Below are 14,814 nucleotides of genomic sequence, written 5' to 3' on the forward strand. Positions count from 1 at the left end.
GGTCCTGCTCGGCCAGGATCGCCGGGGCCTCGGGCCCACCTTCGATGGTGAGGTGCAGCGCCGAGCGGCCGCGCTGATTGAGGTCGGTCAGGCCGTCGCCCGCGACCCGGCCGTACCAGTGGTAGTTCCCGTCCAGGGGTTCGAGGTGGCCGTTCAGGTGGACCTCCACCGCCAGGCTCGACTCGCCCGCCGTCAGCGTCGCGGCCCCCGCATACACGGCATCGTCCTCGCGCTCGTCGAGGTTGCTGAGTTCGAAGGCGTTTCGCCGGGGCCCTGGAACGGCGCGTCGCCTCGACCACCACCAGGCCCGACCGGGTTTGTGGTGGACGACCCGGTCGAACTCCCGCTGTGCACCCGCGCGCACCTCGATCCGGGTCGCCTCCTCGGCATCCATCATCCGCAGGCAGGCGAGGATGTGACGGGCCTCGGCCACGGTGTGGCGGTCGGTCGTGAGGAAGAGGTTGGGGAAGCCGGCCGCCGCGATCCCGAGGTACGTCACCAACTCGCCTCGGGTGGCCTCCTCGAGGCTCACCCCGCGGCAGATGACCCTGGCCGTCGGGCCGGCCCCGGTGACCAGGAGCCGGGGTCGGAGGACCTCACCCGACGCCGTCCGCACCCGCCACCGGTCGGTGGCCTCGTCGAATTCGCAGGACACCGGCCGGGCCCGATCGGACTCGTCGAGGACGACGAGGTCGTGTCGTCCGGCCTCTGCGAGCGTGCTCGCCACGAGCGGTCCCGCGGAGCCGGCGCCGACGATCACCACCCCGGTCTCGGGCGTCACAGGAAGCCGCCGCGCCGCCACATCGCGCGGGAACTCGCGCGCATCAGCCCGTTCTCCTCGAGGAAGGCGGCCAGTGACTCGAACCCGCGGCGCTGGTTCTCCCGGAACCGTGGGTTCGCCAGCGCCTGCCTGCGGGCCTCCTTGGCGTCGAGCCCGGCCCGGGTGTACATCACCGGGTTGGTGAACAGCCGCTGGAGCAGTGGACCGCCGACGCCCTGCACCGTTCCGACCCACAGCGTGTCGATTCGATGGCTCTCCGCGACCCGGCGGCGCACCCCCTCGCGGGCGAAGCGGATGTGCCGGGATTCCTCGGTGACGTGGATCTGCATCAGCCGGGAGATCAACGGCTGCAGCTGCGGGTCGGTCTGCACCCGGCGCTGGGTTGCGTCGAAGATCTCCTCCCCGATCAGTGCGGCCACCCACAGCATGGTGCCGCGGAACGTCTTGGGCAGCAGGTTCACCACCAGGGCCTGGTGTCGTCGAAGCTGGTACGGCTTGGCGCCGATCCGTTCGATCGCCCGGCCGAACATGGTCATGTGCCGGCACTCGTCGCCCATCTCGGTGAGCGTGTAGCGGGTGTGCAGTGAGCTCGGGTCGTTGTGCAACAGGGCCCGGAGCAGGGCCTGGTTGAGGATGTTCTCGAACCAGATCCCGACGCTGAGAATGTTCGCGCATTCCTGCCGGGACAGCTCGATCCGTTGTGCCTCGCTCATCGACTCCCACATCGGCGTCCCGTAGAGGGAGAGCACGTGTGGGGGCAGGAAGTACTTGCCCTCCTGGAGCGGCGCGTCCCAGTCGATGTCCACGACGGGGGCGTAGGAGCGCTTGACCGAGCCCTTCAGCAGTCGGTCGGCGACCGTTTCCCGGTCCACCGGCGCGGTGGCCTGTGACATCGCCTCTCCGTTCGTCGAGTTCGAGTCCCCGTGACCGATCCCGGTTGGGGTGCCGGGAATTTCGCTCGCGTTTCCGTTCTCTGTAAAAACGTAAACCGGTCGGAGGGCGGGGTCAATAGATACCTGTGAATCGAATTCACACTGGTGTGCGCTCCCGCCGTCGGCCCCGCCCCGAGGGGGACCGGCGCCATAGAATCGCCCGGTGAGGCCTTCAGTGAGACCAGTGGATCCGGATGCGATCCGGGAGCAGATCCTGGACGCCGCGAAGGAGTGCGTCATCGAGCTGGGGTACACCTCCAGGCTCCACGCGGCCATCGCCCAGCGGGCGGGGCTGTCCCGACCCACCGTGTACAAGTACGTCGGGGATCAGGACGCGATCTTCGGGGCCCTGTTCCAGCGGGAGATCACCGAGTTCTTCGTCGTGCTCGATCCGGTCCTGCACGGGCAGGAGCGGGACCTGCGGGTCGGGTTCGTCGACGCGGTCGTGTTCGCCGTGCAGTACGCCCGCGCGCATCCGCTGCTGCAGAAGGGTCTGCGCGACGACCCCGAGGTGGTGCTGCCGTGGTTCACGGTGCGGGCCAAGCCCTTCGTCGAGCTCGGCGCGAACCTGCTCACCCCGCACTTCCGGCGGCTGTTCACGCCGGAGCAGCTCGCGGAGGTCAGCCCGAAGGCGATCTCCGAGTGGGCCTTTCGGATCATCGGGTCTCTCATCGTCACCGAGGGCATCGTCGACACCACCCAGGAGCAGTCGCTGCGCGAGTTTGTCAGTTCGCTGCTGACGATCGCGTTCATCCCGACGCCGGACCCGGAGCTGGTGCGCGGCGCGGGGTGATTCCCGCTTGGGCGTCCCGCTACTTGGGCACGGCCACCGTCAGCAGGAAGGCCACGTCCTCGAGCGCCTCGACGCTGTGCCGGGCCGCCGGGATGACCAGCAGGTCGCCGGTCGAACCCTTCCAGGAGTCCGCACCGCTGATCAGTGCGAGCTTGCCGCTGAGCACCAGCAGGGTGGCCTCGCCCGGGCTGTCGTGTTCGGCCATCACCTCGCCGGCGCTGAGACCGACGACCGTCTGCCGGAGGCTGCGCTGATGGCCCCCGTAGATGGTCTGCGAGCTGCGGCCGCTGGTGGCCGCGGCGGCGAGCTTGAGCTGCTGGCGGGCGACGGCTGTCAAAGACTTCTTGTCCATGAAGCGCCTCTCCTTGGGCTGGGGGAAAGACCTGCCCTTGGAGTATGACGCACCACCCCACCTGTGGGGCGTTACTGGCGCAACAGCTCAGCCACGGATGTAGGTGCGGAACCGGAACCGAAGGCCGTCCTTCGCGGAGGTCAGCCAGTCGCCGGTCGTGGTGGGCGTCCACTCGGCGCCGATCCTCGGCGCGTAGGCGTCACCATCGGTGTCCACGTCCACCTCGGTCACGAACAAGCGGTCGGCGAACGGCATTGCCGCGGTGTAGATCTCGCCGCCACCGATCACCCAGGTCTCGCCGGGTCCGGCCAGGGCGAGGGCGGATTCGACCGAGTGCGCGGTCTCGGCGCCGTCGGCCCGCCAGTCCCGGTCGCGGGTCACCACGATGTTGCGCCTGCCCGTGAGGGGCCGGAACCGCGGCGGCAGCGAGTCCCAGGTCTTTCGGCCCATCACCACGGGGTGACCCGAGGTGACGTCCTTGAAGTAGGTCATGTCCTCGGGAATCCGCCACGGGATCGCACCGTCGCGGCCGATGACGCCCGCCTTGCTCTGCGCCCAGATCAGTCCGAGCACTAGATCGCCACCGGCGCCTTGATGGCGGGGTGATGGCGGTAGCCGACGATCTCGATGTCCTCGAACTCGTAGTCGAAGATGGAATCGCGGGGTCCGAGCACCAGCTTCGGGTACTCGTAGGGCTCGCGGCCGAGCTGCTCGGTGACCTGATCGACGTGATTGTCGTAGATGTGGCAGTCGCCGCCGGTCCAGATGAACTCGCCCACCTCGAGGCCGGTCTGCGCCGCGACCATGTGGGTGAGCAGGGCATAGCTGGCGATGTTGAACGGCACGCCGAGGAACAGGTCGGCGCTGCGCTGGTACAGCTGGCAGCTGAGCTTGCCGTCCGCGACGTAGAACTGGAAGAAGGCGTGGCACGGCGCGAGCGCCATCTGCGGGATCTCGCCGACGTTCCACGCCGAGACGATCATCCGTCGCGAGTCGGGGTCGGTCTTGAGGGTCTCGATGACCTGGGCGATCTGGTCGATGTGCTCGCCGCTCGGGGTGGGCCAGTTCCGCCACTGCACGCCGTAGACCGGACCGAGCTCGCCCTCGGGGGAGGCCCACTCGTCCCAGATCGTGACGCCGCGGTCCTGCAGCCACTTCACGTTCGACTCGCCGCGCAGGAACCAGAGCAGCTCGTAGACGATGGACTTGAGGTGCACCTTCTTGGTGGTGATCAGCGGAAAGCCCTCGGACAGGTCGAACCGCATCTGGTGGCCGAACACGCTGCGGGTGCCGGTGCCGGTGCGGTCCGCCTTTGGGGTGCCGGTCTCCATCACGAGTCGCAGCAGGTCTTCGTAGGGGGTGTGCACGGGGGCCAGTTTAGGCGGCTCCGCCGCCCGTGAGTCCTTTCGGCCCCGTGGCGGACCAGAAGGACTCACGGGCGATAGCCTGCGGGTCATGCGTGAACTCCTCGTGATCGGCATCGGCGCCGGCGACCCCGACCAGGTGACCGTGCAGGCGATCAAGGCGATGAACCGGGCCGAGGTGTTCTTCGTCATCGGCAAGGGCGCCGAGAAGCAGGATCTCGTCGACCTGCGCACCGGGATCCTCGACGAGCACATGCGCGGGCCGTACCGGATCGTCGACGTCGTCGACCCGCCGCGGGACCGGACCCCGTCGGACTACACCGGCGTGGTCGACGACTGGCACGACCGGCGGGCCGCGATCTTCGAGGAGCGGTTCGCGGAGGTCGAGGGCGTCGGCGCGATCCTGGTGTGGGGCGATCCGTCCCTCTACGACAGCACCCTGCGGATCGTGGAGCGGGTGCTCGACCGCGGCGTCGAGACGTTCGAGTACTCGGTGATCCCCGGCGTCACCAGCGTGCAGTCGCTGGCGGCGCAGCACCGCGTCGTGCTCAACCGGATCGGCGAGCCCGTGCACATCACGACCGGTCGACGCCTGCGCGACGGCCTGCCGGAGGGCGTGCGGGACGCCGTGGTGATGCTCGACGCGGACTGCAGCTTCACCGAGGTGCCGGGCGACGGCGTCGAGATCTGGTGGGGCGCGTACCTCGGCACGGACGACGAGGTGCTGATCTCCGGGAACCTGCGTGAGGTCGAGGCCGAGATCGTCCGGGTGCGTGCCGAACTGCGCGAGCGCAAGGGCTGGATCATGGATACCTACCTGCTTCGGGGTTAGCCTGAGGCATGCCCGAACTGCCCGAGGTAGAGGCCCTGGCTCAGTTCCTGCGCACGCATGCCGTCGGCTCGGTGGTGGGCCGCATCGACATCGCGGCGCTGAGCGTGCTCAAGACGTTCGACCCGCCGATCACCGACCTGCAGGGCAAGGACGTGGTCGGCGCCGCCCGGTTCGGCAAGCACCTGGGGATCCGGTGCGGTGACGAGGACGGGCTGTGGCTGATCACCCACCTCTCTCGCGCGGGCTGGCTGCGCTGGGCCGACAACCCCAGCGCGACCCCGCCGAAGCCCGGCGGCAAGAGCCCGCTGGCGCTGCGGGTGCACCTGTTCACCCCCGACGGTGGGACCCCGGCGTTCGACCTCACCGAGGCGGGCACCAAGAAGCGGCTCGCGGTCTGGGTGGTGCGCACCCCGGGCGAGGTGCCGGGGGTCGCGAAGCTCGGACCCGACGCGCTCGACATCACCGAGCCGGCCCTCGCCGAGCTGCTCGGGAAGACCTCGCAGCGGATCAAGACGGCGCTCACCGATCAGTCGCTGCTCGCCGGGATCGGCAACGCGTATTCCGACGAGATCCTGCACCTGGCCAAGTTGTCGCCGTTCGCGACCGCGAACAAGCTGACCGCGGAGGAGGTCGCCACCCTGCACGCCGCGATGCGGGCGGAGCTGACCGACGCCGTGGACCGCTCGGTGGGCCAGGACGCGGCGCGGCTCAAGGGCGAGAAGCGCTCCGGGATGCGGGTGCACGCCAGGACCGGCATGCCCTGTCCGGTCTGTGGGGACACCGTTCGGGAGGTGTCCTTCGCGGAGCGGTCCTTTCAGTACTGCGCGACCTGCCAGACCGGCGGCAAGATCCTCGCCGACCGGCGGCTGTCGAGGTTGCTGAAGTAGTCCCGTGCCTCAGCGCCGGTGCCGGTACCCGATCCACGCCCGGCGCAGGTCGCCGTGCGGGTCGCTCTCGATCCGCGCGGTGGTGTCGATGATCAGGGTCTCGCGCCGCGCCGCCGTGTAGGCGGGCCAGGTGGATCGGGGCGCCGCGTGCCGGGCGAAATGCAGCCAGTGCGACTGCATGATGGCCGTGGCCTCCCGTAGTCCACGACGCCCGCCGAACGCGGTGGCCACCCGGCCGATCACCGTGTCGCCCACGCCGAACACCGCGAGCAGCTCGGTCGCATGGGTGGCGCCGAGACCCGCGACGTTTAGCAGGCGCGGAGCGAAGTCGTAGCGGTAGGCGTAGGTGGGTGCGGTGGCCGCGTGCGCCTGCGCCACCAGGATCGACGGTTCCCAGAAGGTGACGTCGCCGCCGATCCGCACGGCGTCCCGGCGCTCCGGGTAGCCCGGGTAGGCGGCCAGGATGCGGGCCTTGAGTTCGGGGTCCGTCTCGGAGAACATCTTCTCGATCCGGGTCGGGTCGGTGGGGATGATGTCGAGGAAACGCGGAAACAGGGTGCCCTCACGGGCATTGGTCCCGACGATCAGGGGGATGTCGTGCGCGAGACCGTCGGCGAACGCGTCGAGCGGGTGTCGCGGCAGGAGGTCGCCGTCGACGAGCGGCGCGAACGCCCGGGTGCCCGGCGCCTCGTCCGCCCCGCGCGCAGTGAGGGCATCGCCCGCGCGGACGAGGGCGTCGGGGTCCGCGGTGCGCAGTGCCAGGGCGGGGTCGTCCGCGCCGTCGAGGATCTCCACGAACTCGGCAGCCCAGGCCTTCGCGCGGTCGCGGCCGTAGGCGGACGCCGCGGGCGGGCTCTGCGCGATGGCGCGCGCGAAGAGGCCCTCGGCGGCGGGTACGCACATCAGGGTGGTGACCGCGTTGGCGCCCGCGGATTCCCCGAACAGCGTGACCTTGCCGGGATCGCCGCCGAACGCGGCGATGTTGCGGTGCACCCACTGCAGCGCGGCGAGCTGATCACGCAGGCCGAGGTTGGAGTCGAAGGGCCGGCCCGGGGAGGAGTAGTCGCCGAAATCGAGGTAGCCGAGGGCGCCGAGCCGGTAGTTCAGGGACACGTACACGACGTCGCCGCGGCGGACGAGGGTGTCGCCCCGGTACAGCAGGGTGGCCGAGGATCCGCCGCTGTACGCGCCGCCGTGGATGAACACCATCACGGGTCGCGGGGTGGAACTCCGCGCGGCGGGCGTGAGCACGTTCAGGGTCAGGCAGTCCTCGTCGGTCCGGACGCCCCGGCGCTCGCCGCGTCCGGACTGGGGCGCCGCCGCGCCGAAGTCCAGTGCATCGCGCACACCCGTCCACGGTGCGGCCGGCTGCGGCGCCCGCAGCCGGAGTTCGCCGACCGGCGGTGCGGCGTAGGGGATTCCACGCCAGGATCGGAGGCCGTCGTGTTCGCGTCCGCGGACCCGGCCCGCGTCGGTGGTGACGATCAACGGGTCAGGCACGGCGGGCCTCGAGCAGCCGCAGCCACACCTCGCTGACCGTCGGGTACGAGGGGACCGCGTGCCACAGCGACTCCATGGGTACCGCGCCGACCACCGCGACGGTGGCCGCATGGACCAACTCCGCCACCTCGGTCCCGACGAAGGTCGCGCCCGCCAGGGTGTCGCTCCCGCGGTCGATGACCAGCTTGGCCCGACCGGCGAAATCGTCTCGCGCCAGCGATGATCCGGCCACCGCGATGTCGATCTCGACGGTCTCGGTGTCGATGCCGTCTGCGCGGGCGGCGCGTTCGGTGCGGCCGACGGAGGCGACCTCGGGGGAGGTGAACACCACCTGCGGCACCTGGGCGTGGTCCGCGCTCGCGGTGAACCTCGCGCCGTCCAGCGCGCGGCCCTCCGCCCGGGCCGAGATGACGTCGCCGCACACCCGGCCCTGGTACTTGCCCATGTGCGTCAGCGCCGCGCGCCCGTTGACGTCGCCGACCGCGTAGAGCCATTCCCCGGGCACGCCCTCGACGGCGAGATGGTCGTCGGTGGGGACGCGCCCGTCCCGCAGCCCGACGGCGGCGAGTCCGAGGCCGGACGTGGCGGCGTGTCGTCCGGCCGCGACGATCACCTCGTCGACCGTGATCTCGCCCGGCTCTCGGCCTTCGAGGGTGATGGTCACCGGTCCGCCGTGGATGCGTCCCACGCCTGTGTCGCGCGGCTGCTCGCGGCGCACGGCGCTCGGGCTCGTGCCGAACAGCACGGTCGCGCCCGACGCCCGTAGCGACTCGGCGACGAGTTCGCCCGCGAACGGCTCGGCGGACGCGAGCAGCGCCGAGCCCCGGACGATCAGCGTCAGCTCGCGTACCCCGAGGGCCAGCAGCCAGGTCGCGCACTCGCTCGCGACCACGCCGCCGCCGATGATCGCGACCCGTTCGGGCACCTCCCGAAGGTTCGTCGCATCCCGGGAGATCCAGGGCAGCGCCTCGCGCAGTCCCGGCACCGGGGGAACGGACGCGACGGTGCCGGTGGCGATCACGACCGCGTGTCGCGCCCGCAGGGTGCGGGTCGGGGGATCCCCGTGGCCGCCGGTCGAGAGCTCGAGACTGCGTTCGCCGGTGAGGGTGGCGGACCCGTGGATCACCTCGATACCCGCCGAGGCGGCCCACCGCCGCTGGCCGGAATCGTCATGGTGGCTGGTGAATTCGTCGCGGCGGGCGAACACGGCGTGCCGGTCGAGCGTCGCGTCGCCGACGGTCTCGCGGACGCCGGGCATGGCCTGGGCAGCCGCCAGGACCCCGGCGGGCCGCAGCAGGGCCTTGCTGGGCATGCAGGCCCAGTAGGAGCATTCGCCGCCGAGCAGCTCGTGTTCGATGATCGCGGCGGTCCGATTCGAACCGGCGATGGCGTAGGCGGCGGCGTTCTCGCCCGCCGGCCCACCGCCGATCACGATGACGTCGTAGTCCTCCGTCGATGTGGCCATGGTTCCCACCGTAGAGCGGTGAGCGGCGGCGGGCGAGACATTCGCGCGGCGGCACATCTCGGTTCGGCATTGCTTGCGCTGCACATTTCGACCGGCCGATACTCCAAGATGGACGACTCCCGTTCGCGAGAACACTCTCGGGTAGGAGGGGCACCATGAGCACCGAACCAGGCGCCGCCGCCGCCGACCACGCGGCGACGGTCGGAGCGCTCTACGCCGCGTTCGCGCGCGGCGACATCCCGGCGGTTCTCGGCATGCTCGCCGAGGACGTGCGCTGGGAGGACTGGGCCGACAGCTTCGCGCAGCGCGCCGATGTGCCGTGGCTGCGGGCGCGGGGTGGACGCGAAGGCGTGGCCGAGTTCTTCGGGATCGTGGGCGGGTTCGACATCGGTGAGTTCGCCGTCCTGTCGATCATGGCGGGCGAGAGCCAGGTGGCCGCGGAGATCAGCATCGACGCCGTGGTCCCCGGCGGGGGCCACTACCGCGACGAGGAGCTGCACCTGTGGTCCTTCGACAGGACCGGGAAGATCTCCCGCATGCGGCACTACGTGGACACCGCGAAGCACATCGCGGCCGCGGGCGGCGTCGACACCACGTCGCGCATGACGAACGAGTCGTCAACCGAGGGTTGACGACCTGGAGATCGTCAACCTAGGGTTGACGCATGGTGAATCCGACGAAGATGACGAATCCCGTCCGCCTCGACGACCTGATCGAGGGCATCAAGAAGGTGCACACCGATGCGCTCGACCAGTTGTCCGACGCGGTCATCGCGGCCGACCATCTCGGGGAGGTGGCCGACCATCTGATCGGTCATTTCGTCGACCAGGCCCGCCGGTCCGGGGCGTCCTGGAAGGACATCGGCGCCAGCATGGGGGTGAGCAAGCAGGCCGCGCAGAAGCGCTTCGTGCCGAAGGGGGAGTCGCCCGACCTGGATCCGAGCCAGGGCTTCAGCCGGTTCACCGACCGGGCCAAGAACGTCGTGATGGCGGCGCAGAACGAGGCCCGCGCCGCGGGCAACGACGAGATCCGTCCCGCGCACCTGGTGCTCGGCCTGCTCACCGAGCCCGAGGGTCTCGGCGCGGCGCAGATCGTCGCGCAGGGCGTCGCGCTCGACGCGGCCCGGGCCGCTGCGGCCGCGTCCCTGCCCGCGAAGGCAGGCGATCTGCCCGAGCTCATCCCGTTCGACGCGCAGGCAAAGAAGGCGCTGGAGCTCACCTTCCGGGCGGCACTCCGGTTGGGGCACAACTACATCGGCACCGAGCACCTCCTGCTCGCGCTGCTCGAGCAGGAGGACGGCGCGGGTCTGCTCACCGACCTCGGCCTCGACAGGGCGACCGTCGAGGCCGAGGTCGGTTCCGCGGTGGCCGCGATGGCCGCCGCCGCCGAGCGGGAGTGACCGCCGCGTAACGGCCCGGAGCGCGACGGGTCAGGGGCGCCTGCGGGCGCGCAGGACCGCGTCGTGGATGGTGACCTCTCGGCCGTCGGGATCGGTCGCGGCGCGTGCGCGGGCGTCGGCCACGACGATGTCCCACTCGACCGGGTCGAGTGAGCCCGCGACCTCCTCCGCGGTGAAGAACAGCTCCGGCACCGGCGGCCGCGGCACCGTGGTCTGCAGGTCCGACGGGTGGTGGCCCACGATGAGCAGGCTCCCGCCCGGCGCGACGGCGGCCGCCAGCCGGGCGTACAGGACACTGCGCTGCGGCTCCGGCAGATGCATGAACTGCGCGGTGACGAGGTCGAAGCGGCCCTCGATGGGTTCCGTGGTCAGGTCCGCGCGCACCCAGATCAGTCGTCCCGCCACGTCGGCGCCGAGGGCCTCACCCCGCTCGGCCGCCCGCTGCAGCGCGGTGGTGGAGAAGTCCACCGCCGTCACCCGCCAGCCGCGCTCGGCCAGCCAGTGCGCGTCGGCACCCTCGCCGGCGCCCACGTCGAGCGCGGTCCCCGGTGCGAGCGCGGCGGCCTCGGCCACGAGGTGAGGGTTCGGGCGCCCGCTCCAGACCCCGGCCCGAGAGCGGTATCGCTCCTCCCAGGCCCGCTCGTCGAACATGCTCATGGGGCCGTCCGGCGACCCAGCCTCCGAAGGTGCGGGCGCGTCCCCTCGGTGAGCGGCCACCGCGAGACGGGTGTCCTCCGCGATGAGATCGGCATTGATGGCCGCGCCCGCGTTCAGGCCCGCTGCGGCCGCGACGATCACCTGGGCCTTGAGATCGGTGACATTGCCCGCCGCCCAGATGCCCGGGACGGCCGTGGCGCCCATCGGATCGGCGGCGATGTAGCTGCCGATGACGTGCCCGGCCATCTCCTGCTCGGTGGGCTCGAGGCCGAGCTCACGCAGGAAGCCGGCGCGGGCCTCGAAGCGCGGTGCGACGACCATCGCGTCGCGGGGCACGAGCTCGCCGGTGCGCATGCGGACCCCCGTGAAACGGTCGTCGGCGACGTCCAGCCCGGCGACTTCGCCGCGCACGACCGCGATGCCCCTGGCTTCGAACTGCTCGAGCTCCTCGGCACTGGGCTCGGCCGCGGTGTGCAGGAACACGGTGACGTCCGCGCTCCACTGCCGCCACATCAGGGCCTGGTGCGCGGCCATCGGGCCGGTGGCCAGGATCCCGATCGCCCGGTCGCGGACCTCCCAGCCGTGGCAATAGGGGCAGTGCAGCACCTCGCGACCCCAGCGCTCGGCGACGCCGGGCACGTTCGGCAGCTCGTCGACCAGTCCGGTGGTCACGAGCAGCCTGCGGGCCGACGCGGACCGGCCGTCGGCGAGGCCGACGGAGAAGCCACCGCCCTCGGTGGCCTGCGCGGAAGTGGCTGTGCCGGTGACGATCTCGCCGCCGTACCCGTGCACCTCGGCCCGGCCGGCCGCCAACAGGTCCGCGGGCGGGGTGCCCTCGCGGGTCAGGTAGTTGTGCACGTGCCCGGCCGGGGCATTGCGCGGCGCGCCGGAATCGATGACCAGCACCGAGCGCCGCGCCCGCGCCAGCGCCAACGCCCCGCTGAGTCCGGCCGCGCCGCCGCCCACGATCACCACGTCGTAGTTCTGCTCCACCCTCGTTCTCCTCCGCTCGTCCGCCTTCGTCATCGCACTGTCCGTCCTCGGAACGGATTTCGGCAAGCTTCGTTGCCGAAGTGGCAAACTGGGTGGATGGCCGACGACCCGCACGCACTCGACGACGTCCTCGACGCGGTGGGACCGCGGCTGCGGGCGATCCGCAGGCAGCGCGGCGCGACGCTGGCGCAGCTCGCCGAGAGCACCGGGATCTCGGTGAGCACCCTCTCGCGGCTGGAATCCGGGCAGCGCAGGCCGACCCTGGAGCTGTTGCTCCCGCTGGCCCGCGCGCACCAGCTGCCGCTGGACGAGCTCGTCGACGCGCCCGCGACCGGCGACCCGCGGATCCACCCCCGCCCGATCAGCCGCAACGGTGTCACGATCATCCCGCTGACCCGCAGGCCGGGCGGGATCCAGGCGTTCAAGCACGTCTTCCCCGCGCGGCCATCGGTGGACGAGCCGCGGCTGCAGACGCACGAGGGCTACGAATGGCTGTACGTGCTGTCCGGGCGGCTGCGCCTGTGCCTCGGCGACCAGGACGTGATCCTGATGCCGGGGGAGGTGGCGGAGTTCGACACCCACGTCCCGCACTGGTTCGGCAACCCCGGCCCCGAGCCGGCGGAGATCCTGAGCCTGTTCGGGCCGCAGGGCGAGCGGGCGCACGTGCGCACCCGGCGATGACCCCGGCGCGGCGCTAGGCTCGTCCGCTGTGACCTCCACGGCGAAGACGCGAACCACGATCCTGATCACCGGCGCCAGCTCCGGGCTCGGCGCGGAGATGGCGCGCCAGTTCGCTGCCATGGGGCGCGATCTCGCGTTGTGCGCCCGCCGCGTCGACCGGCTCGAGGAACTGCGCGCCGAGCTCCTCGCCGCGCACCCGTCGATCAGGGTCGCGGTCCGGGCCCTCGACGTCAACGATCATCGCGCGGTGTCCCGGGTGTTCGGTGAGCTCGACGACGAGCTGGGCGGGCTCGACCGGATCGTGGTCAACGCCGGACTCGGCAAGGGCGCGGTGATCGGCTCGGGCAAGCCCGAGGCGAACCTGGAGACCGCGCAGACCAACTTCGTCGGGGCGCTCGCCCAGACCGAGGCCGCGATGGAACTGTTCCGCGCCCGCGGCGCCGGCCACCTGGTGCTGGTGTCCTCGATGAGCGCGGTGCGCGGCCTGCCGAAGGCGCAGACCGCCTACTCGGCGAGCAAGGCGGCGGTGTCCGCGCTCGGGGAGGGACTGTCCGCGGAGCTCTCGCGCAGCCCGATCTCCGTCACCACCATCCTGCCCGGCTACATCCGGACCCCGATCAACGAGAAGGTGGCCAAGACGCCCCTGATGGCGGACACCGTCGCGGGGGTGCGGTCGATGGTGCAGGCGATCGAGCGGGAGCCGCGGCGGGCCGTCGTTCCCGGCTGGCCGTGGCGACCGATCGACCTGGCCCTGCGGGTGCTGCCGCAGCGGCTGACGGGCCGCTTCCTCTGATCGTCACCGCGAACGCCACCAGCCAGGCGCTCCACAGGAGGTAGCCGGCGAAGTTCGCCAGTTCGGCGCCCGGCAGGTCCAGCGGCGCGAACACGCCCACGGCGATCAGGGCAGCGGCGGCGAAACCCAGTGCGGTGAACCAGGTTCCGGCCAGGCGTCGGTGGAGTGCCGCCGCGACCATCGCGGTCCACGCCGCGGTGAGCGCGTAGCCGAGGGTCTCGCCGACGGCGACGCCGAGCACGGTGTTCGCCGTCGTGAACGTCGCCGCCGCGCCGGGGTCCGATTCCGTCCGCGCGGCGAGGAACGGCACCAGCAGCGGCCAGCGGGCGAGCCCGGCCAGTTGGACCACCGAGGCGGCGATCCCGACCGGAACGCTCGCGCGGAGCAGTGCCGAGTCGCCGAGCCGTCCGACCCGCAGCGCGATCGGCGTCAGCAGCGCGGCCCCCGCGCAGAGCAGGGCGAACCACGCGACGATCTCGGCTTGGTCGGCTCGGAACTCGGCCAGGGCCTGTCGGGCGGGCCGGGTGAGGACGTCGGGATAGTCGAAGGCCGCGCCCAGCCCGGCGAACGCGACGTTGAGAATCACCGCGCCCGCGACGAGCAGGACGGCGGTGAGGCGGGTGCTGTGACGGTCGTTTGTGCGCATCGGAGACTCCACTCCTTCCGGCTGGACACCGTACAACTGGTTGTACGGAGTACAGTCAACGCCATGTCGGAGGGCGGGTCAACAGCACGGCGGGAGCGCCCGGCCAGGCGCGCGTTCACCCGCGATCAGGTGGTCGACAGGGCGCTGGAGATCCTGGACGAGGGCGGCAGCGATGCCCTGTCGATCCGGTCGGTCGCCGCCCGGCTGGGGGTGAACCCGAACGCCGTCTACACCTACGTCGCGAGCCGGGCGGACCTCGAGCGCGAGGTCGCCGAGCGGGTGCTCGGCCAGGCCGACGCGAGCCTGCTCGCGGGGCCCACCGCGGACTGGCGGGACCGGATCGTGGCCTACGCGACGGCGCTGCGCCTGCGACTGCTCGAGCACCCGGCGGTGGCGCGGCTGCTGATGACCGCGCCGATGAACGGCCCGGCCGCCCTCGAGGTGGGCGAGCGCCTGCTCGAGGCCCTCGCCGACGGCGGCCTGGACCCCGACGATGCGGCCCGCGCCACCTACCTGGTGATCGTGCACGTCGTCGGGTCGGTCGCGTTGGAGGTGGCCGAGACGGACGGACGGCCGCCCCTCGCTGCGGAGGCGGACCGCGTCGCTCAGCGCCGCAACGGTTTCGACGCGGTCGACGCCCGGCAGTGGCCGCGGAGCGCGGCCGCCGCCGGGGTGATGGCGGACTGGATCTCCGCCGAGCAGTTCGAGTGGGGGCTACGCCGAGTGCTGGCGTGAGCCG

General features: G+C 71.5%; 15 protein-coding genes and 3 pseudogenes. 8 read left to right on the top strand and 10 right to left on the bottom strand.

The features are described 5' to 3' along the window. Positions 1-13: 13 nt before the first annotated feature. A pseudogene (locus tag ACFQS9_RS09955) lies at positions 14-397 on the bottom strand (DUF4873 domain-containing protein); the annotation flags it as partial. A gap of 380 nt (positions 398-777) precedes the next feature. Further along, positions 778-1,674 (bottom strand): AurF N-oxygenase family protein, encoded by an 897-nt coding sequence (locus ACFQS9_RS09960; protein WP_378404031.1) that lies wholly within the window; start codon positions 1,672-1,674, stop codon positions 778-780. Positions 1,675-1,888: 214 nt separating this feature from the next. On the opposite strand from ACFQS9_RS09960, the gene ACFQS9_RS09965 reads away from it, so the two are divergent. Further along, the gene (locus ACFQS9_RS09965) at positions 1,889-2,506 is read left to right on the top strand and encodes a TetR/AcrR family transcriptional regulator (protein WP_378404172.1); all 618 of its coding nucleotides are present in this window, start codon (positions 1,889-1,891) and stop codon (positions 2,504-2,506) included. Positions 2,507-2,525: 19 nt separating this feature from the next. Here the strand turns inward: ACFQS9_RS09965 and ACFQS9_RS09970 are convergent, their stop codons facing one another. The 3 genes from ACFQS9_RS09970 to ACFQS9_RS09980 form a co-directional block, all read right to left on the bottom strand. Beyond that, complete coding sequence (locus ACFQS9_RS09970; RefSeq protein ID WP_378404033.1) at positions 2,526-2,858, bottom strand: cupin domain-containing protein; 333 nt, start codon at positions 2,856-2,858, stop codon at positions 2,526-2,528. Between the two features lie 87 nt (positions 2,859-2,945). After that, a complete protein-coding gene (locus ACFQS9_RS09975) occupies positions 2,946-3,431 on the bottom strand; it encodes a dihydrofolate reductase (RefSeq protein ID WP_378404035.1) in 486 nt (161 codons plus the stop codon). Beyond that, positions 3,431-4,189, bottom strand: coding sequence for a thymidylate synthase (locus ACFQS9_RS09980; protein ID WP_378404174.1), 759 nt, complete (start codon positions 4,187-4,189; stop codon positions 3,431-3,433). The genes ACFQS9_RS09975 and ACFQS9_RS09980 overlap by 1 nt, the downstream gene beginning before the upstream one ends. Before the next feature lie 124 nt (positions 4,190-4,313). On the opposite strand from ACFQS9_RS09980, the gene cobF reads away from it, so the two are divergent. After that, the gene (gene cobF, locus ACFQS9_RS09985; protein ID WP_378404037.1) at positions 4,314-5,054 is read left to right on the top strand and encodes a precorrin-6A synthase (deacetylating); all 741 of its coding nucleotides are present in this window, start codon (positions 4,314-4,316) and stop codon (positions 5,052-5,054) included. A gap of 8 nt (positions 5,055-5,062) precedes the next feature. Beyond that, complete coding sequence (locus tag ACFQS9_RS09990; RefSeq protein WP_378404039.1) at positions 5,063-5,941, top strand: Fpg/Nei family DNA glycosylase; 879 nt, start codon at positions 5,063-5,065, stop codon at positions 5,939-5,941. A 9-nt stretch (positions 5,942-5,950) separates the two neighbouring features. Here the strand turns inward: ACFQS9_RS09990 and ACFQS9_RS09995 are convergent, their stop codons facing one another. Beyond that, complete coding sequence (locus ACFQS9_RS09995) at positions 5,951-7,441, bottom strand: carboxylesterase/lipase family protein (RefSeq protein WP_378404041.1); 1,491 nt, start codon at positions 7,439-7,441, stop codon at positions 5,951-5,953. Further along, complete coding sequence (locus ACFQS9_RS10000; RefSeq protein ID WP_378404043.1) at positions 7,434-8,906, bottom strand: dihydrolipoyl dehydrogenase family protein; 1,473 nt, start codon at positions 8,904-8,906, stop codon at positions 7,434-7,436. Before ACFQS9_RS10000 ends, ACFQS9_RS09995 begins: the two co-directional genes overlap by 8 nt. 155 nt (positions 8,907-9,061) lie before the next feature. Between ACFQS9_RS10000 and ACFQS9_RS10005 the strand changes: the two genes are divergently transcribed. Both ACFQS9_RS10005 and ACFQS9_RS10010 read left to right on the top strand, forming a co-directional pair. Beyond that, positions 9,062-9,538 (top strand): nuclear transport factor 2 family protein, encoded by a 477-nt coding sequence (locus ACFQS9_RS10005; RefSeq protein WP_378404045.1) that lies wholly within the window; start codon positions 9,062-9,064, stop codon positions 9,536-9,538. Positions 9,539-9,570: 32 nt separating this feature from the next. Continuing rightward, on the top strand, positions 9,571-10,305 hold the full coding sequence (locus tag ACFQS9_RS10010) for a Clp protease N-terminal domain-containing protein (protein WP_378404047.1): 735 nt from the start codon (positions 9,571-9,573) through the stop codon (positions 10,303-10,305). A gap of 30 nt (positions 10,306-10,335) precedes the next feature. Here ACFQS9_RS10010 and ACFQS9_RS10015 read toward each other — a convergent pair whose 3' ends face one another. Further along, entirely contained in the window at positions 10,336-10,962 is a 627-nt protein-coding gene (locus tag ACFQS9_RS10015) for a class I SAM-dependent methyltransferase (RefSeq protein WP_378404176.1), read from the bottom strand. A gap of 54 nt (positions 10,963-11,016) precedes the next feature. Further along, positions 11,017-11,955, bottom strand: a pseudogene (locus ACFQS9_RS10020) (NAD(P)/FAD-dependent oxidoreductase); the annotation flags it as partial. 96 nt (positions 11,956-12,051) lie between these two features. On the opposite strand from ACFQS9_RS10020, the gene ACFQS9_RS10025 reads away from it, so the two are divergent. After that, entirely contained in the window at positions 12,052-12,636 is a 585-nt protein-coding gene (locus ACFQS9_RS10025; RefSeq protein ID WP_378404049.1) for a helix-turn-helix domain-containing protein, read from the top strand. A 28-nt stretch (positions 12,637-12,664) separates the two neighbouring features. Beyond that, positions 12,665-13,429 carry an SDR family oxidoreductase gene (locus tag ACFQS9_RS10030; RefSeq protein ID WP_378404052.1) on the top strand — a complete coding sequence of 255 codons (765 nt, stop codon included), beginning with the start codon at positions 12,665-12,667 and terminating at the stop codon, positions 13,427-13,429. 25 nt (positions 13,430-13,454) lie between these two features. Here ACFQS9_RS10030 and ACFQS9_RS10035 read toward each other — a convergent pair. Further along, positions 13,455-14,075 (bottom strand): annotated as a pseudogene (locus ACFQS9_RS10035) (DUF4386 family protein); the annotation flags it as partial. Between the two features lie 63 nt (positions 14,076-14,138). Between ACFQS9_RS10035 and ACFQS9_RS10040 the strand changes: the two are divergent. Beyond that, on the top strand, positions 14,139-14,810 hold the full coding sequence (locus ACFQS9_RS10040; protein WP_378404054.1) for a TetR/AcrR family transcriptional regulator: 672 nt from the start codon (positions 14,139-14,141) through the stop codon (positions 14,808-14,810). Positions 14,811-14,814: the final 4 nt, after the last annotated feature.

It is taken from the genome of Rhodococcus daqingensis, assembly GCF_042665615.1.
GTDB classification, from domain to species: domain Bacteria; phylum Actinomycetota; class Actinomycetes; order Mycobacteriales; family Mycobacteriaceae; genus Rhodococcus_G; species Rhodococcus_G daqingensis.